Source organism: Arthrobacter sp. Ms25 (genome assembly GCF_059090365.1).
This window is the reverse complement of record NZ_JBNHFP010000001.1, coordinates 146194-166823: the sequence shown is the minus strand read 5'-3', so window position 1 is coordinate 166823 and position 20630 is coordinate 146194. Positions and strand designations below refer to the sequence as shown.

The window sequence follows — 20630 nt, the reverse complement described above, 5'->3', positions numbered from 1 at the left end:
GGATCAGGCCGGAACGGCGCTGAATCCTCCGGTGGAACCGAATCCGCCTGCGCCCCGCACGGAGTCGGGAAGCTCGTCAACCGGGACGAATTCTGCTGTTTCCACCCGCTGGATCACCAGCTGGGCGATCCGGTCTCCGCGCTGCAGCGAAACCGGCTGTGTGGAATCCGTGTTGATCAGCGTGACCGAGATTTCCCCGCGGTACCCGGCGTCCACCGTCCCCGGTGCGTTGACGATGCTGATGCCGTGCTTGGTGGCAAGGCCCGAGCGGGGATGGACGAAGGCGGCGTAGCCGAACGGCAGCGCCAGCGAAACACCCGTCGGAATGAGCTGCCGTTCCCCTGGAGCGAGGGTGAAATCGATCCGGGAGCGAAGGTCGGCTCCGGCATCGCCGGGGTGCGCATACGACGGCGGTTCCAGCCCGTCATCGAGCATCTTCAGCTGTACCTTCAGCGTGGTCGCTGCACCTTGCACCAGTTTCTCCGGTTTCCATAGATTTCCGCGGGCTGCAGCCGGGGCGGCTGCACGGGGTGTGGAAGCATCCTTGCGGGCGGGACCCGCCTGGGTCCGGCCGCCGGGCCAACCCCCACACTTTAGCGCGTTGCCGGCCGCCGGGCACCCGGCGCCCGGTAGGTGCCGGGATGAAATGCCCCGCCAAAGGTGAAAAGCTGGGGGTATGTCATCCCCTTCCGCAAAGAGCTCCGCCAGCACCGTGTTGTATTCCGAACGCCTCACGCCCTCGTTCGGCATCTGGTTCGTCGCCGCTCTCCTTGCCGCAGCCTGCATCCTTGTGTTCGTCCCCATCAGCTTCGCCGCCGGCATCACCGGTGCCGTGGTTGCCGCCATCATCCTGACCGTCCTGCTGCTGCTGTCTACTCCCCGCATCAGCGTCACCGCCGATACCCTGCAGGTGGGCCGCGCACAGATCGAACGCCGCTTTATCGGCAAGGTCGAGGCCTTCCGCGGCGAAGACGCCACCATGCAGCGGGGTCCGGCACTGAACGCCACGGCCTACATGTGCATCCGCGGCTGGATCTCTCCGGTGGTCCGCATTGAAATCACGGATCCGGCGGACCGCACTCCCTACTGGCTCACATCCACCCGCCGTCCGGAGAAGCTCGTCGAAGCCCTCACCGAAGGCCGCTGACCTACCCCTCGCAGTCCACGCAGTAGAACATCCCGTTCTTCTCGAGGGCTATCTGTGAACGGTGCCGGACCAGGAAGCAGGATGCGCAGGTGAACTCGTCCGCCTGGGCCGGCAGGACCCGCACCAGCACCTCTTCGCTGGAAAGGTCCGCTCCGGGCAGTTCGAATCCGTCAGCGGCTTCTGCTTCATCCTCATCCACCACGGGAGACTGCGCGTCGGTACGCCGCGTCTTCAGCTCCGCTATCGGCTCCTGGCCGGTGTCTTCCTCGGTCTTGCGGGGGGCGTCATAATCCGTCGCCATAGTGTCTTTATCTCGCCGTCCGGTTGAAGGGTGCTCGCTGCTGCCGAAGTCCGGCAGCTCGCCGGCTGTCCGGCGCCGTGCGTCTGACATATCAACGCCACGGATACCTGTTTTGTGCCCGTAACGCAGAGATTTTTACCTACCGGCCGCCAAAAAGCGAACCGGCATCCCCGCGGGACATCCGCCCGGGGCTCCGGGCCGTGTTGTGCAGCCCGCTCCAAATGCGCCACACCCGGGCAAAGCTTAGGTTTTCGCGCCCGGGGATGGCATTGTTTCAAGAAGGAATTGCTATCGGGTGGAGGACTTTTTGATGCAGGATCTACGGCTGGTGGGTGTCCATGAAGGTGGCGAACATCTGCTGTTAAGCGGCAAGGGCGGAGAAACCTTCCGTCTCCGGATCGATGAGGCCCTCCGGGTGGCGGCATCACGGCAGCACCGGTCCGCCCCGCAGGCCGCCCCCTCCGCCGGCACCACCATGACCCCGCGGGACATTCAGGCGCGCATCCGTTCCGGTGCCAGCGCCGAGGAGGTTGCGGAACTATCCGGCCTTGACCTCGCCCACATCCACCGGTACGAGGGACCCGTCCTGGCCGAACGTGAGTACGTTGCGCGGCAGGCCCAGGGCGTGGAAGTTGCCGCGCCCATGTCCGCCACCCATGACGGCTACCGCAGCGCCTTCGGTGAGAACCCCGTCAACCTCGGTGACATGGTGCTGCACCGGCTGCGCTCCTTCGGCGTTGATCCCGATTCGGTTGAGTGGGATGCCTGGCGCCGTCCCGACGGCACATGGGAAGTCGTGGCACGTTTCGCGCTGACCGAGAAGTCCCGTGTCGCCATCGGTGAGGAACCGCCGGCCCGCTGGATCTTCAGCCCGCTGCGCAAGAGTGTCGCCAACGCCAACCGCTGGGCGCAGGTGCTCAGTGAGCTGGAACCGCTGGACACCCCCGTGCCCACCCGCCGCCTTGCCGCCGTCGCGGACCGTGTCTTCGATTTCGAGGCTGAAGGCGCTGCCCCCGCCGACGACACCGACACCATCCTCGAAGTCCTCAAGTCGCGGCGCGGCCAGCGGCTGGGCAGCGATGAAGACGGCGACGACGCGCTGGCAGCACTGCTGGCCAAGGGCAGCGTCCCCGCAGCACACCCCCGTGAGGGCAGTGCCGAACCGGACGACGACGACGAAGCCAACGCGCGGCGTCCCCGCACCGGCCGGCTGACCTTGGCGCCGTCCGTGGATTCGGCGGACCAGGACGATCCGGTGGATCCCGTGACCCTTCCGGGCAGCGTGACCCAGACCCGGGAAATCAGCGTTCTTGCCCGTCCTTTCCGCCGGCGCGCAGCCCGTGAAGCGGCAGCGGACGACGCCGCTGCCGAAGACACGGTCACCCCGCCCGCTGAGACCGAACCTCCCGCCGCGGACGAGGCACCGGCTTCCACGGAGCCGGCAGCCCGCAAGAACGCCGGACGGGACTTCCCGTGGGAGCGCCTGCCCAACGGCGGCAAGGGCCAGCAGCCCGAGGACTCAGGAAAGTCCGACGCCAAGGACGACGGCGCTTCGGAACGGCGCATCAAGCCCAAGCGCTCCTCCGTCCCTTCCTGGGACGAGATCGTCTTCGGCACCAAGGGCGACTAGCCGCCCCCCGGCCGCTGCAGCAGTAGCGGCCGGGGGCTAGGACCCGGAGGTCTCGCGCCGGGACACCACCGAGCACAGCGACGCTGCCTGCCCGGCGTCTTCCAGGGCGGCCGCCTGGTGTGCGGTCACCCGCCGCATGTAGTGGCGCCGGCACAGCGTTTCATAGCCAATGACCGGGCCGGGCCCGTCCTGGGCACCGTACGGGGATCCCGGATCCGCCGCCGGCAGGAGGTCCGCGGCGTCGAACAGCGGCTGATCGTCGAACAAGGGCCGGTCCTCGAACAAGGGCTCATCCATAACGGCCGGCACCGGTTCCGCGGCAGCAGCCGGAGTACGGGACTCGACATCGCCGACCACCACCTGGTCCCCCTCGGTCACCATCACGCCGTCGACGGTACGGGCATTGTGCGTGGCGCGCCGTCCGCACCAGCACAGGGCCCGGACCTGGAGGACCTCCATTCGGTCCGCGAGCTCCACGAGCCGCTGCGATCCCGGGAAGAGCCGGGTCCGGAAGTCGGAGGTGATGCCGAATGCGAACACGTCAATGTCCATCTCGTCGACAATGCAGGCGAGCTGCTCCACCTGCTGCGCACTGTAGAACTGCGCCTCGTCGCAGATGACGTAGTCCACGTTGCGCCCCGACTCCCGGCAGCGCCGTACCTCTGCCCAGAAGTCGGTATCGTCGCGCACTTCAACGGCCGGAGTCTGCAGGCCAAGGCGGCTGGAGATCACCGACTCGCCCGCACGGTCATTGCGGCTGAACAGGATGCCGCCGCGGCCGCGGGCACTGTGGTTGTAATCCATCTGGAGCGCCAGCGTGGACTTGCCGCAGTCCATGGTGCCGGAGAAAAAGACCAGTTCCGCCATGGCTACTTTCCGCGCTGCGCCGTGGAGGACGCGCGCTTGGACTTGTCGGGCTGTGCCAGGACCAGGAGCGGGACCTCGCACTCCGCCTTCGTGAGGGATCCGTGCTGGCCGGTGACTGCCATCGCCGAGGCGGGGGCCCGGCGGCCGTCGAACAGGGCGATCGGCTCGCGGGCAGCAACCATCAGGTCCCCAATGCGCGGCAGGACGGCGTCATCGACGTCGGGACCGAAGTAACCGGCCCGCACTGCTTCCTCACGCGTGAAGATCCAGGCACGGGAACCGTAGGCGTCCTGCCAGGCGGCTTTGAGGCGGGGCAGCAGGGCGTCACCGGCATCCGGTTCCAGATACAGGTGGACCATGCGCGGCTCCCCCGCCGTGTGCCGGACACCGTCGATCAGTTCGGGCCGGGTGCTGAAATCGAAGCGCTGCGACACGGGAACGTCCACCATCCCGTGGTCGGCGGTCAGGAGAACCAGGGTGCCGGCCGGCACCCTGGCGACCAGCCGTTTCAGGGCGCTGTCGAGTTCTTCGAGCTCATTGCCCCACTCCGGCGATGCTGCGCCGTACCGGTGGCCTGCCTTGTCCAGCTCGTTCCAGTACAGGTACATCAGCATGCGGTCCGCACCGGCCAGGGCGTCGACTGCTGCGGAGACCCGGGCATGGACACCGGACGCCGGAATGAACGTGCCGCCGCGGAGCGCTGCACGGGTCAGGGCGGAATCCGCAAAGCGCGGCAGGCTGACCGTAGCCACCGGGATGTGCTCGGCGGCGGCCTCCAGGACTGTGGGGTAAGGCTGCCACCGCATCGGGTCCACGCCCGGGTCCCAGGACCCGAGCATATTGACCACTTTGTCCTGACCCGGGTCCAGCACGTCGTATCCCACGAGTCCGTGCCGGCCGGGAGGAAGCCCGGTGCCCAGGGACGCCAGGGACGCCACCGTGGTGGTGGGGAAGGAAGCACTGAGGGCGCGGGCGGCGGGAAGGAACCCCTTCAGGAAAGGGGCGTGCCCGCTGCGCTTCCGCAGCAGGGACAGGCCCAGGCCGTCGACCATGACCACTACGACTCGGCGCGCCGCAGGAAGGTTCAACCGGTTCTCGCAGCCGGGGACGCCCAGCACGGCTGCGGCGCTGGCCAGCACCTCGGCTACGGAGCGGGTTCCGTAGGCCGGCGCTGCGGGCAGGAGATCCGGGGCAGCAGGGTTCAAAGCCACGGTTCTAGCGCTGGGGGTGGGTGCGGTTGAAGCGTCCGCCGATGCCGGGCATGCGCTGGCGCGCATCGCCGCCGTCCAGCGGGCGGGAAACCGCAGTAGTGTCGGTGTTGACCTTCCGCAGCGCCCGGGCGAAGGCCTTGGCGTTCTGGACCGCCTGGGCACCGTCGGCCTCGGCGCTGACGCGGAGCACAATGTCTTCCTGGGCAATGGTGCCGGTGTAGCCGTGGTCCGCTTCGCACTGCGGGTCCGAGCAGCCGGCCGGACCCATGTCCAGCCGCTGGCCGCCGGACCAGGCAATGGCGAGGGTCATTTCCCGCACCGGGTCGGAGGGCTTGTAGTTCTGCGGCTGGGCGTACATATAGCCCAGCACCACGGAGCGGATCTGCGTCACCGGTACGGATTCGGTGGAAACCTGGGCCATCATCTGCTCCCCGGCCTCGTCCAGCTGCTGATCGTCCACATGGGTAATGACCAGCATGTCCTCGGTCAGCACCAGGACCGTGATGTGGCGGTGCACCTCTGTGCGCTCAAAGTGCGTTTCCAGGTGGATCAAGTGGGACAGCGGCTCACGGCCGTCGAGGGCATCGTGGACCACATCGGCCAAAAGCGTCGGGTAGAACCCTGCCCGTTCCATGGATGCGTCAAGGCTGCGGCGTTCAGCGGAAAGTAACGGCGACATGCTTCCAGTTTCCCCCAGACCGCCCCTTACTGCCTAAATGGCGCGCGGGCGGCCCGGCAGATCAATCCCGCATTGCCCGCCGGGCGCTGTCGGTGCGCCGCTGCGGGTTGCCCAGCCGGACGTCGGCGCTCAGTACGGTGACGCCGTCGGCGGAAACCAGGACAGGGTTGATCTCGATCAGGGCGATCTGCGGATGTTCATCCTTCAGGACGGCCAGCCGGGCCATCAGGTCCTCCAGCGCCGCGATGTCCGCTTCCGGCAGGCCCTGGTAGCCGAACAGTTTCGCGGCGGCACGCGGCGCACGCACCAGGTCGGCGATGTCCCGGTCCGTCAGCGGAGGCACGCCGTGCGCCCAGTCGTCCAGCAGGCTGGTGGCGTCGCCGGCCAGGCCGAAGGAGATCACCGGCCCCAGCAGCGGATCTTCGATCGCCCGGATGCGGCAGCCCTGCCCGGTCGCGGCCATGGACTGGACCTCCATGTCGAACTCCCCGTAGCGGCGCAACGCCTGGCGCATCTGCTCGACGGTGGTCCGCAGCGCGTCCGGAGTGGAGATGTTCAGCCGCACTCCGCCCAGGTCGAGCCGGTGGCGCAGGTGCCCTTCGCGGGTCTTGACGGCAACCGGCCAGCCGAGCTGTTCAGCTGCGGCCACGGCCTCGTCCGGCGTGGAGAAGGCGACGGCGGGCAGCACGGATATGCCGTAGAACTCCAGCAGCCGGGCCGTCTGGCCGGGGTCCAGCCGGGTCAGGGTGTCACCCAGCACCTGGCCCATCAGCGAGTCGATGTAGGCTGCCGCGCCCTCGGTGTCGACGCCTGCCGGTTCCACGAAACTGCCGTGGTTCCGGTTCGCCCACTCCGTGTAGCGCACCACGGAGGCCAGGGCGTCCACCGCCGCTCCCGGGCTGCTGAAGCACGGCAGCCCCTCGCCCGGCGCACCCGGGTCCGCCGCGAGCAGCCCTTCGACGTGCGCGCGCGGGTCAAGGATGCCGGTGAAGGCGGCGACCAGGGGCTTCCCGGTTGCCTGCACGCATTCGGCCAGTGCGGCCGCTATCGCCTCGGTCTTCAGCCCCGCCGCCGGCAGGAGCGCGACGACGCCTGCGTCCACGGCGTCGTCGGAGAGCACTTCGGTGACCGTCCGGCGCAGCTGGGGCAAAGCGACGCTCATCCCGGTGTCCAGGGCCAGTTCGTTCTCAAGCCGGGTGATTTCCAGGTCCAGTCCGGTGCAGGCGTCGGCAAGGACCCGGCCCAGGGCCACCGAATTGCTGAACACGGCAACGCGGCGGCCGCGCGGCAGGGGCTGGCTGACTGCGATCTGCGCTACGTCGATCAGCTGCTCATTGGTCGTGACGCGGATGACGCCGGACTGGCGCAGCATCGCGTCCAGGGCTCCGGGCGGGGCCTGGGTGGTCCGGACCGCGTGGCCGGGCGGCAGCTGGAGCCCGGTGACATCCGACTTGGCGACGATCACGGGTTTGGTCCGTGCCAGCCGTCGTGCCAGGCGGGAGAATTTCCGCGGATTTCCCACCGACTCCAGGTACATGGCAACAACGCGCGTATCGGCGTCGTCTTCCCAGTACTGCATGGCATCGTTGCCGGAAACGTCGGCACGGTTGCCGGCGGAGATGGTGGACGACAGGCCCAGGTCGCGGCGTTGGGCCGTGGCGTAGAGCAGCACCCCGATGGCGGCGGACTGGCTGAACAGTCCCAGTCCGCCCCGGCGCGGCAGGGCCGGCGCCATGGAAGCATTCAGGGAGACGTCCGGCCGGGTGTTGATCAGGCCCAGGGAGGCCGGTCCGACCACCCGCATGCCGTGGGCACGTGCCCGGCGGACCAGGGCGCGCTGCCGTGCCAGTCCCTCCGGTCCCTTCGGGCCGAAACCGGCGGTGACCACCAGCAGGGCCTTCACCCCCGCGGCGGCGCACTCGTCCGCCACTGCCAGGACCTGTTCGTACGGCACGGCGATGACAGCCAGCTGCACCGGTTCGGGCACTTCCGAGATCCGGCTGTAGGAAATCATTCCGGCGAGTTCGAACGCTTCCGGATTGATGGCATAGACGGAGCCCTTGAAGCCGCCCTCGATGATGTGCTCCAGCAGCTGGTAGCCCACCGAGCCCCATTCCCGGCTGGCTCCGATGACCGCAATCGACGACGGCGCGAGCAGGTCCGCCACGCTGCGCGCCTCTGCGCGGTGCTCGCGTGCCTCCATGACGGCAAGGGATTTTTCCGTCGGATCGATGTTGAAGTCCAGGGCGATCACGCCGTCGTCGAAGTGCCGGCTCACCTCGTATCCGGCGTCGGCGAACACCCCGATCATTTTGCGGTTCTCCGGCAGGACCTCGGCGGAGAACCGGCGGATGCCGTTCTCCCGGGCAGCGGCGGCAAGGTGTTCGAGCAGGATGGAGCCCAGGCCGCGGCCCTGGTGTCCGTCGGCAATGTTGAAGGCCACCTCGGCTTCGGTGGGGTCGTCGAGGCGGTCGTAGCGGCCGATCCCGATGATTTCGTCGCCGATGGTGATGACAAAGGCCACCCGGTCCCGGTAGTCCACGTTGGTGAAGCGTTCCAGCTCCTTATTCGTGAGCTTGGCCTTGTACGTGAAGAACCGGAGGTAGATGGAGCTCTGCGACTGGCGCATGTGGAAGGCCTGGAGCGCATCCGCGTCCGAGGGCGAAACGGGCCGTAAATGGCCGGTTCCACCGTCCCGCAACACGACGTCCGCTTCCCAATATTCGGGGTAATGTCCCTGCTCCACCATAGAATCAGAGTAGTGGGCAATCTTCCCCATAGTCATCCACCCGCTCCGTACCGCACCGATCCGCACAGCGGTGACCGCTTACGGATCGGCCCCTGTCCCCTAACACTGCAAGGATTCGACAACGCATGGCCCGGCGCCAACCCGTCTCTCCATCAGTCCCCGGCGAAAAGATCGCCGAGAACATCATCGATATCGATGTCACCACCGAGATGGAAGGTTCCTTCCTCGAGTACGCCTACTCGGTGATTTATTCGCGTGCCCTCCCGGATGCCCGCGACGGCCTCAAGCCGGTCCAGCGGCGCATCCTGTACATGATGTCCGACATGGGCCTGCGCCCGGACCGCGGGCACGTGAAGTCAGCGCGCGTGGTGGGCGAAGTGATGGGCAAGCTGCATCCGCACGGCGACACGGCCATTTACGACGCCATGGTGCGCATGGCCCAGGACTGGGCGCTGCGCCTGCCCCTGATCGACGGTCACGGCAACTTCGGCTCGCTCGACGACGGCCCGGCTGCGGCCCGGTACACCGAGGCCCGGCTGGCCGCACCGGCCCTGACCATGACGGACCATCTGGACGAAGACGTCGTGGACTTCGTTCCGAACTACGACAACCAGCTCCAGCAGCCCGAAGTCCTGCCGGCGGCCTTCCCCAACCTGCTGGTCAACGGCACCACGGGTATCGCGGTGGGCATGGCCACCAACATGGCCCCGCACAACCTGGGCGAAGTCATCGCGGCAACCCAGCACCTGATCGCCAACCCTGACGCGTCCCTGGAAGAGCTGATGCGGTTCATCCCCGGCCCGGACCTGCCCACGGGCGGACGCATCGTGGGCCTGGACGGCATCCGCGACGCCTATGCTTCCGGCCGCGGCTCCTTCAAGACGCGGGCCAAGGTCGAGGTGGAGCAGCTCACCGCGCGCCGCACCGGCCTGGTGGTGACGGAGCTGCCCTACATGGTCGGCCCGGAAAAGGTCATCGAGAAAATCAAGGACGCCGTCACCTCCAAGAAGCTGCAGGGCATCTCCGACATTGTGGACCTGACCGACCGCAGCCACGGCCTGCGGCTGGTGATCGAACTGAAGAACGGGTTCAATCCCAATGCGGTTCTGGCGCAGCTGTACAAGTTCACGCCCATGGAGGATTCCTTCGGCATCAACAATGTGACCCTCGTGGACGGCCAGCCCCGGACCCTGGGCCTGGTCGAGCTGCTGCAGGTCTACGTTGCTCACCGCCTCGGCGTCGTCCGCCGCCGCACTGCCTACCGGCTGGGCCGGAAGAAGGACCGGCTGCACCTGGTCGAGGGCCTCCTCATTGCCATTGTGGACATTGACGAAGTCATCCAGATCATCCGGTCCTCGGATGAAACGGCGCAGGCCCGGGAACGGCTGATGGCTGTCTACGACCTGACCGAAGTCCAGGCGAACCACATCCTCGAGCTGCGCCTGCGCCAGCTGACCAAGTACTCCAGGATCGAGCTCGAAAAGGAACAGGACGAGCTGCGCAGGGCGATCGAGGAGCTCGAGGCGATCCTGAACTCCGAGCAGCGGCTGCGTGCCCTGGTCTCGGACGAGCTGGGCGAAGTGGCGGCGAAATACGCGACGCCGCGGCGTACCGTCCTGCTCGAATCTGAGGCAGCCGCTCCCCTGAAGGGCGCCGCCGTGGCAGCTTCCGCGGGCGTCACGGGCAAGGGCGCCAAGACCGTCCTTCCCCTGGAGATCCCGGATGACCCGTGCTGGGCGATCCTGTCCACCTCCGGTCAGGTGGCCCGGACCTCGGACCAGGAACCGCTCGCCGAGGGCGGGCAGCGGGTGCGCCACGACGTCTTCCGTTCCGTGGTGAAGACCACGGCGCGCGGCGAGATCGGCGCCCTGACCTCCTCGGGGCGGATGATCCGGATCTCCGTGCTGGACCTGCCCGCCCTGCCTTCGACGGCCGGACTGCCCAACCTGGCCGGCGGCGTTCCGGTGAAGGACTTCATGACCCTGGGCAAGGGCGAGAAGCTGGTGGGTCTGGTCCCCCTGAACTCCGTTGTGGCCATCGGTACCCGCAACGGCGTGGTGAAACGGGTCAATCCCGATTACCCGCTGAACCGCGACGACTGGGAAGCCATCACGCTCAAGCCCAAGGACGAAGTTGTGGGAGCGGCGGTCGCTGCTGATGAGACGGATGAACTGGTCTTCATCACCCGGTCCGCGCAGCTGCTGCACTTCCCTGCCTCCGCTGTCCGCGCGCAGGGCCGCACGGCGGGCGGTGTGGCCGGGATCAAGCTGGCCGCCGATGACGCCGTGGTGTACTTCGGCGTGGTGACCGCGGAGGATCACGACGCCGTCGTCGTCACGGTGTCCTCGACCACCGAGGCGCTGCCGGGAACTCCCGGCGGGTCCGTCAAGGTCACGCCCTTCGCCGAGTACCCGGCCAAGGGACGCGCTACCGCCGGAGTCCGTGCCCACCGCTTCCTGAAGGGCGAGGATTCGCTTTCCGTGGCCTGGGCCGGGCACGGTCCCGCGAAGGCTTCCGCCGCCAACGGCGTGGCCCGTGCGCTGCCCACCGAGCATGGGCGCCGGGACGGTTCCGGCGTACCGCTGGCCAACGCGGTGGACGCCGTGGGTCCCAGCCAGGGCTAGGCCTCCGGGCGCAACGAAACGGGCCGGTCCGCGGAGCTGTATGTTCCGCGGACCGGCCCGTTTTTTATTCGTTGCGCCTGGCGCTACTTGCCGAAGCTGCGCAGCCGCAGCGAGTTCCCGACCACCAGCACCGAACTGGCTGCCATGGCCGCGCCGGCGATCATGGGGTTGAGCAGTCCCAGAGCCGCCACCGGGATGCCCACTGCGTTGTAGAAAAACGCCCAGAACAGGTTGGTCTTGATGGTCCGCAGGGTCCGCCGGGAGAGTTCGACGGCGGTGGCCACCTGGCCCAGGCTGCTGCCCATCACGGTCAGGTCGGCTGCTTCCATGGCGACGTCGGTGCCGGAACCCATGGCGATGCCCAGATCCGCCTGTGCCAGGGCGGCGGCGTCGTTCACGCCGTCTCCGGCCATCGCCACGGTGCGCCCCTGTGCCTGGAGCCGCCGGACGGCGTCGACTTTCCCTTCGGGCCGGACATCGGCCAGCACGTCTTCTGCCGCTATGCCGACCTGTTCCGCCACACGGGCAGCCACCACGGCGTTGTCTCCGGTCAGCAGTACCGGGTGCAGCCCCAGGCTGCGGAACCGTCCAACTGCCTCCGCAGATCCTTCCTTAAGGGTGTCCTGCAGGCTGATGATGCCCGTGGGCCGCCGGTCGACGGAGACCAGAACGGCCGTGGAACCGGATTCCTGCTCTTCGCGCAGGGCGGCATAGGCGGGGTCCGGCAGGTCGATCCCGTTTTCCTCCAGCCAGGCCGGACGTCCGGCTACCACGAGGTGCCCGTCCACGGTGCCACGGACTCCCCCGCCCGGCGCCGAATCGAAGTCGGTGACCTCGGCGGTCCCCGGGCCGGACCGCGCCGAAGCGGCAATGGCGCGGGCAATCGGGTGCTCCCCGGCGTCTTCGACGGAACCGGCCAGGCGCAGCATCCCGTCAGCGGTGAGCTCCGCCGGTGCAGTGTCCAGCAGCCGCACCCGGGCAACGGAGAGCTTTCCCGAGGTGATGGTGCCGGTCTTATCCAGCACGATGGTGTCCACTGTGCGGGTGTCCTCCAGCACCTGGGCGCTCTTGATGAGGATGCCCAGCTGCGCCCCGCGCCCGGTGCCGGTCAGCAGGCCCACGGGGGTGGCAAGGCCGAGGGCACAGGGGCAGGCAATCACCAGGACCGTGACGGCTGCGGTGAAGGCGGCCTGCAGGTCCCCCGAGAGGAGCATCCACAGCACGAAGGTCAGGACGGCGATGCCGAGGACCACGGGGACGAAGACGGCACTGATGCGGTCCGCGAGCCGGGCAATCGGTGCCTTGGAGGACTGGGCCTCGCTGACCAGGCGGCCCATCTGTGCCAGCGTCGTCTCGCTGCCTACCCGCGTCGCCCGGACCAGGAGGCGGCCGGAAGTGTTGATCGTGGCACCCGTGACCGGACCGTCCACGTCCACCTCGACCGGCAGCGACTCCCCGGTGATCAGCGAGGCATCCACCGCGGAGCGGCCTTCAAGCACCACCCCGTCTGCGGGAATCTTTTCCCCGGGACGGACAACAAACACGTCTCCGACTTCCAACCGGTCCGCCGGGACGCGGATTTCCTGGCCGTCCCTCAGTACCGTCGCGTCCTTCGCTCCGAGGTTCAGCAGCGTCTTCAGCGCATCCGTCGCCTTGGTCTTGGCGCGGGCCTCCAGGTAGCGGCCCAGCAGCAGGAAAGTGACCACCACCGAGGCGACCTCGAAGTAGAGGTGCGGTTCGGAGCCCATTCCCGGATCCGCGGTGAGTCCCGGATCCACAGCCAGCTGGCCTACCGAGAACAGATAGGCCGCCGCAACGCCGATGGAGACCAGGGTGTCCATGGTGGAGGCCAGGTGGCGGGCATTGATGGCTGCGGCCCGGTGGAAGGGCCACGCGGACCACGTCACCACGGGCAGTGCGAGGAGGGCCACGGCCCATCCCCAGTTCGGGAAGGCCAGGGCGGGAACCATGGAAATGAGCAGCACCGGCACGCTGAGTACCGCTGCCAGGATCAGCCGGGGACGCAGCTGCGCAGCGGTTCCGCCGTGGGACAGGTGGTCCTCGCCGGAGGGGTGTTCTCCGGCGTGCTGGTGCCCCTGTCCATGGCCCGCCGGAGTTTCCTCCGGGGTACCTGCCCCCGGAGCCGCTGCATCGTGCCCGGAGTGCGGCCGGGCGGCGGGACGGGTTTTCAACCGGGCGGTATAGCCGGCCGCATTGACGGCCTCGACGATCTGCTGGTCGGTAACTGCCGCGGGAACCGTGACCCGCGCGCTTTCCAGCGGAAGGTTGACGGCGGCCTCGACGCCGTCGATCTTGCCCAGCTTGCGCTCCACCCGCGCTACGCAGGAAGCGCACGTCATGCCTTGGATATCCAGTTCGACTGCCCTGGTTGCCGCTTGTTCGCGAGTGTCCATGATGCTTTCCTTCTCCTGGTCCCTGTCCGTCGGTTCCGCCGTACCCGGGCCGTTAGGCGTCCGCGTCCACCACCAGGTAGCCGGCTTCGGCAACGGCTTCGCCCAGTTCGGCGGAGCTGAGGCTCCGGCTCGAGGTGACGGTTGCGGTCGAGACGCCGCCGGCGTTCAGGTCCACGGAGACCGTGTCGACGCCGTTGAGTGCCTGCAGTTCCTCGGTCACGGAGGCGACGCAGTGGCCGCAGGTCATGCCGGAAATGTTCAGTGTGGTGGTTTCCATGGGGATCTTCCTTCTTCTGGGTGGGTGGATACGTCGGGAGCCGGTTACCGCAGCAGGCGGCCGATGGCGTCGGCAGCTTCCTGGACCTTGGCGGTGACAATCTCGGGGTTGCCGGTTCGTTCGGCTTCCTGCGCTGCGTCTACCACGCAGTGCGACATGTGGTCCTGGACCAGGCCAAGGCTCACCGCGTGCAGCGCCTTGTTGATGGCCGCGACCTGGGTGAGGATGTCGATGCAGTATTTGTCTTCCTCAACCATGCGGGCGATGCCCCGCACCTGCCCCTCGATCCGGCGCAGCCTGCGCAGGTAGGCGTCCTTATCCGACGCGTAGCCATGCGCGCCGTCGTGGGTCTCCGTGCGTTCCGGAACGTTCTGCGTCACGGCGTCCATTGCGGGCTCCTCTCTCTTTCACCCTCAAGCTATACCCTGCCGGGGTATTAGTTCAAGTACCCCCAGGGGGTATTTATTCCCGCTGCCGGGTGCCCGCCCAGTAAGGTGGAGAGCGTGGCGCACAGTGAACTCTCTACAGCAAGCCAGGATTACCTGAAGGTCGTCTGGACCGCGCAGGAATGGACGGATGAGCCCCTGACGGTGTCCGCGTTGTCGGCCCACATGGGGTTCTCTCCGTCATCGGTCTCCGAAGCGGTCAAGAAGCTGACCGCCCAGGGCCTGCTGACGCACGCGCGCTACGGCTCCATTGCCCTGACGGACGCGGGCGAGAAGGCCGCCGTCGGGATGGTCCGCAGGCACCGCCTGATTGAAACCTTCCTGGTGGATTACCTGGGCTATCGCTGGGACGAGGTGCACGACGAAGCCGAACACCTCGAACACGCCGTATCGGACAAAATGGTGGATGCCCTGGCCGCGCGTCTCGGCCATCCCGTGCGCGATCCGCACGGTGATCCCATTCCGGCCCGCGACGGAAGTTTCCCCGTCCTTGATGCTCGGCGGCTGAGCCGCTGCGAGCCGGGCGCACGCGGACCGGTGGCCCGCGTCTCCGATAACGATCCCGAACTGCTGCGCTATCTGGCCGGCCTGGGACTGCATCTGGACACTGTGGTGTCCGTAGTGCAGCGCCAGCCCTATGCCGGCACGCTGACCATTGAGACCGGCGGCCGCACCCTGGACCTGGGCCTGCCGGCAGCGGAAGCCATCTGGATCCTCGAGGTCCCGGACAACGCCTGAGGGCCGGCGCCACCGGAACCTGCAGCCTGTCCTACAACACCGTCTTGTCGAAGACCACTTCCCGGTGCGTGGACCGGTAGCCCAGGCTCTCGTACAGCCCGAGCGCACCGGACGGGTTCTCGGTGTCCACGCCCAGGCCGGCGTTGTCCATCCCTCCGGCGCGGAAGCGGCGCATGGCTTCGCCAAGCATGGCCGGTGCCAGTTTCCGGCCCCGCCAGTCCCGGCGTACGCCAAGGAGCATGGTGTAGCCCTCCTTATAGCCGTGGATGTCCTCGCTCTCCGGATCGAAGCTCGCCAGCTGATAGGCGGCCACGTCCCCGGAGCGGGTGTCCACCACCGCGAAACTCCACTCCGGCCGGAACTGGGGATGGTCCACGGTGAATCCCCAGCGCTCCCTGTTGCGCGGCTCACTGCCCCAGTGGTCCTGAAACGCTTCGTTGTGTGCCCGGCGCACGGCGTCGGAAATCTCCGGGTCGAAGGTGCGGAACTCCAGTCCCTCGGGCAGTGCGGTGTCGGGCAGGTCCCCCGTGAGCGGGCGGCTCATCTCGGTGAAGTACCGGACCACCTCGGCACCCTCTGACTGCAGCAGGGCTACCTGGGAGGCGTTGGCCTCCTCCGCATAGGTGCGCAGGATGCCGTGCTTCCGGTGTTCGGTGAGCAGCCGCTGGCGCAGGCGTGTTTCCTGCCAGCGGTAGATCTTCGCTCCGATGCCCCGGCGCCGCCACTGCGGGTCCACGCCGCCGAAGCCGGAGCCGGTGGTCGACCCCGGGTTCAGGGCAACCCGGCCGTAGGCCCGGGCCGCCCCGGTTTTATCCAGCCCGATCAGCGTGTCCTGTGCCGGATCGCCGGAGGTGGTCTCCAGCGCCTGTTCCAGGTCCCTGCGGTCCTCCACCCATCCGGGTTTGTCCGCCTCGGCCATCCTGCGGATCAGCGCGTACCAGGCGTCGATGTCGTCGGCTCCGATGGACCGCCAGCGCAGGCCGGTTTCGGGACCGGGGATCAGGGGTGGGGAGGGAGTCTGCATCCATCCACCCTAGGACATCAGTGCCGCTCCCAGTGAGACCTCCCTCTCGCACCAGCCGGCATACGCCGGATTGTGGGTCACGACCACCACTGCTTTCTCCCGCAGTGCGGACTTCAGGTCTGCCATCAGCTGCGCCCCCGCTTCCGCGTCCAGGTGGGCCGTGGGTTCATCCAGGAGAACGACGTCGGCTGCCGCCAGCAGTGCGCGGGCCACGGCAAGCCGCTGCCGCTGGCCCCCGGAGAGGAAATGCCCGCCGGCACCGATGGACGTATCCAGACCCTCGGGCAGTGTGTCGAACAACGGTCCCAGGCCGACGGCGCGGAGCGAGCCGATCATTTCCGCTTCCGTCGGTGCCAGGGCCCGGTCACGGGCCAGGAGCAGGTTTCCCCGGAGGGTGGAATCGAACAGGTGCGCCTCCTGCGGGCACCACGCCATCCGCCGGGCAGCGGGCGGGACCGACTGCGCGGGAACACCGTTGATCAGGTAACTGCCGCTCTGCGGCGGCAGGAAGCCCAGCAGTACGCCTAGCAGCGTGGATTTGCCGCTGCCGGACGGACCGGTGACGGCCACCCACTCCCCTGCTGTCAGCCTGAGGTCCACACCGGTGAGCACGTCGGCGCCGGCACCGGGATAGCGGTACCGGATGTTCTCCAGTTCCAATGCCTGCACCTTGCCGAAGCTCTCCCGGGCAGCAGTCTCCTCGAGGGTGTCATCGGGTGCCACATCTTCGGTCCCCAGATCCGGCAGCACCTTGTCCCCCAGCGTGCGCCACGCGGTCAGCTGCTGGATGGAGCCGTTGACTGCGACAAAGGGCTCAATCAGCGCGAGCTGGACCAGGACCACCACCGCGGCCACGGTGGCCGATGCGCCCTGGGCCGCATTGATCATGTAGAGGGCTGCCAGCGAGCAGGCCAGGGCGGTGAGCGCATTGGCCAGGCCCTGGGCCCAGGCACTGCGCCGGACGGCCTTGGCTGCGGCCGCCTCGAATTGCTCCTGGCGGGCCAGGACCGGTGCCGAGCTGGAGTTGGCCTCCAGGTCCGGGGCAGCCGTGAGCAGACGCGCCATGGAAGACATGGAACGGGCCTGCAGGTCCACCGTCGCGGCGCGGGCGGCGGAATCGGCGAACAGTGCCAGCAGCGGAGCGACGACCATCCCCACCACGGTCAGCGCCACCTGTACCGCCAGGCCTTCCGGAACCAGCAGCCAGGTCACGATGCAGGCGCCCAGCGCGGTCAGCAAGCCGGTCAGGGGCGCGAAGACCACCCGGGGCGCGATGTCCCGCAGCTCGTCCACATCGCCCACCAGGCGTTCGATGGCGCCCGACCCCCTTGCCACGCGGCGCCAGCCTTCGGGGCGCTGCAGCAACCCGTTCCACAGCCGGACACGCAGCGTGTTGGTGGCACGGAAGACGGCGTCGTGCAGGGAAAGCCGCTCCAGGTACCGCAGCAGCGCGCGGCCGATGCCGAAGAACCGCACGCCCACAATCGCCATGAGCAGGTACAGGATAGGCGGCTGCTCAGCGGCACGCACGATCAGCCAGGCGGACAGGGCCGTCAGGGCAACGGCGAACATGGTGGCGCCGGTGCCCAGCAGCAGGGCCAGGACGAACTGCTTGCTCCACGGTTTCAGCAGCAGCAGGTTCTTCCACAGCGGCTGATGGGCCGCACGCTGCCCGGCTGCGGCCGGCTCGGCCGCGTGGGCTCCCCCGGCTGCTGCCGGGCTGCCGGCTCGCGCACCGGTTCCCGCGCCGGCCGCGGCTGCCAGGCCGGTGCCGGCGGGAACCGCCGCCGGGACGCTGCCTGCGGCGGCCGCCTGGTTCTCCGTGGCCGGAGGCAGGCTCCTGTCCGCGGCTGCTTCCAGCGGGATCAGCGTGTCGGCAATGGCTGCAGTCGCCGCGTCATGGGCCACCAGCAGCACTGTGACTTTCCCCCGAAGTCCCGCGAGGGCTGCGCGGACAGCCGAAGCGCTGCGTGCGTCGAGGTGTGCGGTGGGCTCGTCCGCCAGCAGGACCCGGACTTCGGGATGTGCTTCTATGCGGGCCAGGGCACGTGCCACGGCCACCCGGCGCTGTTCGCCCGGGCTCAGGTCGGCGGCACCGGCATCAAGGAGGTGGCCGGCGTCGATCCGCTCGAGCGCGCGGCGGGCGGCGGTGCGGCCGGCGCTGCCCCGGCTTCCATCTCCGTCTACGCCAGTCACCGGGAGCCCCGCGTAGAGGGCTATTTCCTCCACGACGGTGTCCTCAACGAGTACAGGATGCTGCGGTATCCATGCCTGCGTTTCGCGGCTGATGCCCTGCACCGCGCCCGCCAGGCGGGTGTCTCCACCGTTCCGGCGGAGCCCGGCCAGCACTTCCAGCACGGAGGTTTTCCCGGCCCCGCTGGAACCGGTCAGGGCGGCAATGGCACCCGCCGGCACGGTGAAGCTGAGGTGCTCCACGGCAGGATGCGGCCGGCCTTCGTAGGCGATGGTCACATCCCTCACCTGCAGGGCCGTCCCGGGGGCTCCGGTGGTGTCCGGGGCAGCAGTGGTGTCCGATGCGGCGGCGGCCAGCGGCACGGCCGCCGGCGCATCAAGCACTGCGTTGGTGCGGTTCAGCGCTTCGAGGCCGTCCTCGCTGGCGTGGTGGGCGGTGCCCAGGTCACGCAGCGGCTGATAGCACTCGGGCGCGAGGATCAGGGCGAGCAGCCCGAGTTCCAGGGACATGCCGCCGTGCACCAGCCGCACACCGATGAAGACGGCCACCAGGGCGACCGAGATAGTGGCGATGAGTTCCAGTGCCAGCGAGGACATGAACGCCACCCGCAGGGTCGCCAGCGTGGTGATGCGGTAGCGGTCGGCGACGTCGCGCAGCGCGCGGGTCTGCGCACGGGCGCGGCCCAGGCCCACCAGCACGGGCAGGCCCTTGGCCAGCTCCAGCATGTTGTCCGAGAGCCGGTTCAGTGCGTCCACCGCGGCCGCGGTCTTGTCCTCGGTGTGCAAGCCGATCAGGACCATGAACACCGGGATGAGCGGCACGGTCAGCACAATGGTGACGGCGCTGATCCAGTCAGCGGCAAGGATGCGCGCGCCCACCAGAAGGGGTACGACGGCGCAGGTCACCAGTGCGGGCAGGTACTTGGAGTAGTAATTGTCCAGTCCGTCCAACCCGCGGGTGAGCAGGACACTCAGCGCGCCGCTGCCCATCCCCGGCACGGTGCCGCCGTCGGCCAGTACCCGGACGGAGAGCTGCCTGCGCAGTTCGTCCTTGACGCCGGCGGCCGCTCGCTGGGCCACGGTGTCCTGGCCCCATACGGCCACGGACCGCAGCACGGCGCCGGCGATTCCGAGCAGGACCACCCGGTTCCAGTCCGGACCGCCGGCGGCCAGGCCCGCAATGCCGGAGGCTACGGCGTCGGCAAGCAGGACCAGCCCCGCGGCCTTGACGGCTGCGAGCAGCCCCAGGAGGTACAGCGCGCGGCGGCTGGTGGCGCTGACCGGAAGGACGGGCTTCACTGCGACTTGAAGCTGTGGGGGGCGGGGATGGCCTCGGCGGTGACCCGCTTACGGAACACCCAGTAGGTCCAGCCCTGGTACAGCACCACAACCGGCAGGCCGAACAATGCCACCCAGCTCATGACCTTCAGGGCGTAGGGCGAGGCCGAAGCGTTTTCCACCGTCAAATTCCAGGCCGCATCAAGGGTCGACGGCAGCACCACGGGGTACATGGAGGCAAAGATGGTTGCTGCGCCGGCCACCAGGAAGACGCCCATGCCGATGAAGCTGAGTCCGTCGCGGCCGCGGCGGGCATAGATCCATGCGAGGAGGGCGCCCACGACGGCGATCACCAGCAGCGGCAGGGTTGCCACCTTCGCGTTCATGAACTGCACAATGATCGCCCAGGCGGCGAGGGGCAGGATGCCCACGGGCAGCCAGCGCGTCACGATGCGCTTGGCGCGCTCCCGCATTTCCCCGTCGGTCTTGAGCATCAGGAACACGCAGGCATGAATCAGGCTGAAGGCCACCACGGCCACGCCGCCCAGCACCGCGTACGGGGTCAGCCAGGCGAAGGCTCCGCCCACCCGGTCGCCGTTCTCATTCAGCGGCAGGCCGGTGGTGGTCAGGCCGAGGGCGGCGCCCACACCGAAGGCGGCGACGAAGGAGCCCAGGGCCATGCCCCAGTCCCAGCGGTTACGCCAGCTGTCGCTGTCATGCTTGCCGCGGTATTCAATCGAGACCGCCCGGAAGATGAGCCCCATCAAGACGAAGACCAGCGGAATGTACAGGGCGGAGAACAGGGAGGCGTACCACATGGGGAACGCCGCAAAGGTCATGGCGCCGGCGGTGATCAGCCATACTTCGTTGCCGTCCCACACCGGACCGATGGTGTTCAGCAATACCCGGCGCTCTTTCTCATTGCGGGCCATCAGTTTCATCAGCATGCCCACGCCGAGGTCGAAGCCCTCCAGGAAGAGGTACCCGACCCACAGGACGGCAATCACGATAAACCAGAACAGGGGTAGCGACATTACTTTCAGAGCTCCAGA

General features: G+C 68.2%; 16 protein-coding genes. 4 read left to right on the top strand and 12 right to left on the bottom strand.

Annotated elements, in window-relative coordinates:
• Positions 1–3: 3 nt before the first annotated feature.
• A complete protein-coding gene (dut, locus tag AC5RT8_RS00730; protein ID WP_494093796.1) occupies positions 4–474 on the bottom strand; it encodes a dUTP diphosphatase in 471 nt (156 codons plus the stop codon).
• A gap of 202 nt (positions 475–676) precedes the next feature.
• Here dut and AC5RT8_RS00725 point away from each other — a divergent pair, with 202 nt between their 5' ends.
• The gene (locus tag AC5RT8_RS00725; protein ID WP_494093795.1) at positions 677–1147 is read left to right on the top strand and encodes a DUF3093 domain-containing protein; all 471 of its coding nucleotides are present in this window, start codon (positions 677–679) and stop codon (positions 1145–1147) included.
• A 1-nt stretch (position 1148) separates the two neighbouring features.
• On the opposite strand, the gene AC5RT8_RS00720 is transcribed toward AC5RT8_RS00725, so the two are convergent.
• The gene (locus tag AC5RT8_RS00720; RefSeq protein WP_494093794.1) at positions 1149–1448 is read right to left on the bottom strand and encodes a DUF4193 domain-containing protein; all 300 of its coding nucleotides are present in this window, start codon (positions 1446–1448) and stop codon (positions 1149–1151) included.
• Positions 1449–1758: 310 nt separating this feature from the next.
• On the opposite strand from AC5RT8_RS00720, the gene sepH reads away from it, so the two are divergent.
• Positions 1759–3078 carry a septation protein SepH gene (sepH, locus tag AC5RT8_RS00715; RefSeq protein WP_494093793.1) on the top strand — a complete coding sequence of 440 codons (1320 nt, stop codon included), beginning with the start codon at positions 1759–1761 and terminating at the stop codon, positions 3076–3078.
• A gap of 36 nt (positions 3079–3114) precedes the next feature.
• On the opposite strand, the gene AC5RT8_RS00710 is transcribed toward sepH, so the two are convergent.
• From AC5RT8_RS00710 to AC5RT8_RS00695, 4 genes are all read right to left on the bottom strand, one after another.
• Entirely contained in the window at positions 3115–3945 is an 831-nt protein-coding gene (locus AC5RT8_RS00710) for a thymidine kinase (RefSeq protein WP_494093792.1), read from the bottom strand.
• A gap of 2 nt (positions 3946–3947) precedes the next feature.
• On the bottom strand, positions 3948–5156 hold the full coding sequence (locus AC5RT8_RS00705) for an alkaline phosphatase family protein (RefSeq protein WP_494093791.1): 1209 nt from the start codon (positions 5154–5156) through the stop codon (positions 3948–3950).
• A 4-nt stretch (positions 5157–5160) separates the two neighbouring features.
• Positions 5161–5835 carry a DUF5998 family protein gene (locus AC5RT8_RS00700; protein ID WP_494093790.1) on the bottom strand — a complete coding sequence of 225 codons (675 nt, stop codon included), beginning with the start codon at positions 5833–5835 and terminating at the stop codon, positions 5161–5163.
• A gap of 61 nt (positions 5836–5896) precedes the next feature.
• Positions 5897–8584, bottom strand: coding sequence for a bifunctional acetate--CoA ligase family protein/GNAT family N-acetyltransferase (locus AC5RT8_RS00695; protein ID WP_494093789.1), 2688 nt, complete (start codon positions 8582–8584; stop codon positions 5897–5899).
• Between the two features lie 125 nt (positions 8585–8709).
• Here AC5RT8_RS00695 and AC5RT8_RS00690 point away from each other — a divergent pair, with 125 nt between their 5' ends.
• The gene (locus AC5RT8_RS00690; RefSeq protein ID WP_494093788.1) at positions 8710–11208 is read left to right on the top strand and encodes a DNA gyrase/topoisomerase IV subunit A; all 2499 of its coding nucleotides are present in this window, start codon (positions 8710–8712) and stop codon (positions 11206–11208) included.
• Between the two features lie 83 nt (positions 11209–11291).
• Here AC5RT8_RS00690 and AC5RT8_RS00685 read toward each other — a convergent pair whose 3' ends face one another.
• The 3 genes from AC5RT8_RS00685 to AC5RT8_RS00675 are packed head-to-tail and all read right to left on the bottom strand — an operon-like array spanning position 11292 to position 14288.
• A complete protein-coding gene (locus AC5RT8_RS00685; protein WP_494093787.1) occupies positions 11292–13622 on the bottom strand; it encodes a heavy metal translocating P-type ATPase in 2331 nt (776 codons plus the stop codon).
• Between the two features lie 52 nt (positions 13623–13674).
• Positions 13675–13899, bottom strand: coding sequence for a heavy-metal-associated domain-containing protein (locus AC5RT8_RS00680; RefSeq protein ID WP_494093786.1), 225 nt, complete (start codon positions 13897–13899; stop codon positions 13675–13677).
• Between the two features lie 44 nt (positions 13900–13943).
• Positions 13944–14288 carry a metal-sensitive transcriptional regulator gene (locus AC5RT8_RS00675; RefSeq protein WP_494093785.1) on the bottom strand — a complete coding sequence of 115 codons (345 nt, stop codon included), beginning with the start codon at positions 14286–14288 and terminating at the stop codon, positions 13944–13946.
• Between the two features lie 114 nt (positions 14289–14402).
• Here AC5RT8_RS00675 and AC5RT8_RS00670 point away from each other — a divergent pair, with 114 nt between their 5' ends.
• Positions 14403–15083, top strand: a complete 681-nt coding sequence (locus AC5RT8_RS00670) for a metal-dependent transcriptional regulator (RefSeq protein ID WP_494093784.1) — start codon at positions 14403–14405, stop codon at positions 15081–15083.
• 31 nt (positions 15084–15114) lie between these two features.
• Here the strand turns inward: AC5RT8_RS00670 and AC5RT8_RS00665 are convergent, their stop codons facing one another.
• From AC5RT8_RS00665 to cydB, 3 genes are read right to left on the bottom strand one after another with little or no spacing between them, the layout of a single operon-like run.
• Positions 15115–16107 carry a GNAT family N-acetyltransferase gene (locus AC5RT8_RS00665; protein WP_494093783.1) on the bottom strand — a complete coding sequence of 331 codons (993 nt, stop codon included), beginning with the start codon at positions 16105–16107 and terminating at the stop codon, positions 15115–15117.
• A gap of 9 nt (positions 16108–16116) precedes the next feature.
• Positions 16117–19599 (bottom strand): thiol reductant ABC exporter subunit CydD, encoded by a 3483-nt coding sequence (gene cydD / locus AC5RT8_RS00660; protein ID WP_494093782.1) that lies wholly within the window; start codon positions 19597–19599, stop codon positions 16117–16119.
• Entirely contained in the window at positions 19596–20612 is a 1017-nt protein-coding gene (gene cydB, locus AC5RT8_RS00655) for a cytochrome d ubiquinol oxidase subunit II (protein WP_494093781.1), read from the bottom strand. The genes cydD and cydB overlap by 4 nt, the downstream gene beginning before the upstream one ends.
• Positions 20613–20630: the final 18 nt, after the last annotated feature.

Coding starts and splice junctions, on each gene's coding strand:
- AC5RT8_RS00725 (WP_494093795.1), top strand. CDS start 677: ATGTCATCCCCTTCCGCAAAGAGCTCCGCCAGCACCGTGTTGTATTCC.
- AC5RT8_RS00720 (WP_494093794.1), bottom strand. CDS start 1,448: ATGGCGACGGATTATGACGCCCCCCGCAAGACCGAGGAAGACACCGGC.
- sepH (WP_494093793.1), top strand. CDS start 1,759: ATGCAGGATCTACGGCTGGTGGGTGTCCATGAAGGTGGCGAACATCTG.
- AC5RT8_RS00710 (WP_494093792.1), bottom strand. CDS start 3,945: ATGGCGGAACTGGTCTTTTTCTCCGGCACCATGGACTGCGGCAAGTCC.
- AC5RT8_RS00700 (WP_494093790.1), bottom strand. CDS start 5,835: ATGTCGCCGTTACTTTCCGCTGAACGCCGCAGCCTTGACGCATCCATG.
- AC5RT8_RS00695 (WP_494093789.1), bottom strand. CDS start 8,584: ATGGTGGAGCAGGGACATTACCCCGAATATTGGGAAGCGGACGTCGTG.
- AC5RT8_RS00690 (WP_494093788.1), top strand. CDS start 8,710: ATGGCCCGGCGCCAACCCGTCTCTCCATCAGTCCCCGGCGAAAAGATC.
- AC5RT8_RS00685 (WP_494093787.1), bottom strand. CDS start 13,622: ATGGACACTCGCGAACAAGCGGCAACCAGGGCAGTCGAACTGGATATC.
- AC5RT8_RS00680 (WP_494093786.1), bottom strand. CDS start 13,899: ATGGAAACCACCACACTGAACATTTCCGGCATGACCTGCGGCCACTGC.
- AC5RT8_RS00675 (WP_494093785.1), bottom strand. CDS start 14,288: ATGGACGCCGTGACGCAGAACGTTCCGGAACGCACGGAGACCCACGAC.
- AC5RT8_RS00665 (WP_494093783.1), bottom strand. CDS start 16,107: ATGCAGACTCCCTCCCCACCCCTGATCCCCGGTCCCGAAACCGGCCTG.
- cydB (WP_494093781.1), bottom strand. CDS start 20,612: ATGTCGCTACCCCTGTTCTGGTTTATCGTGATTGCCGTCCTGTGGGTC.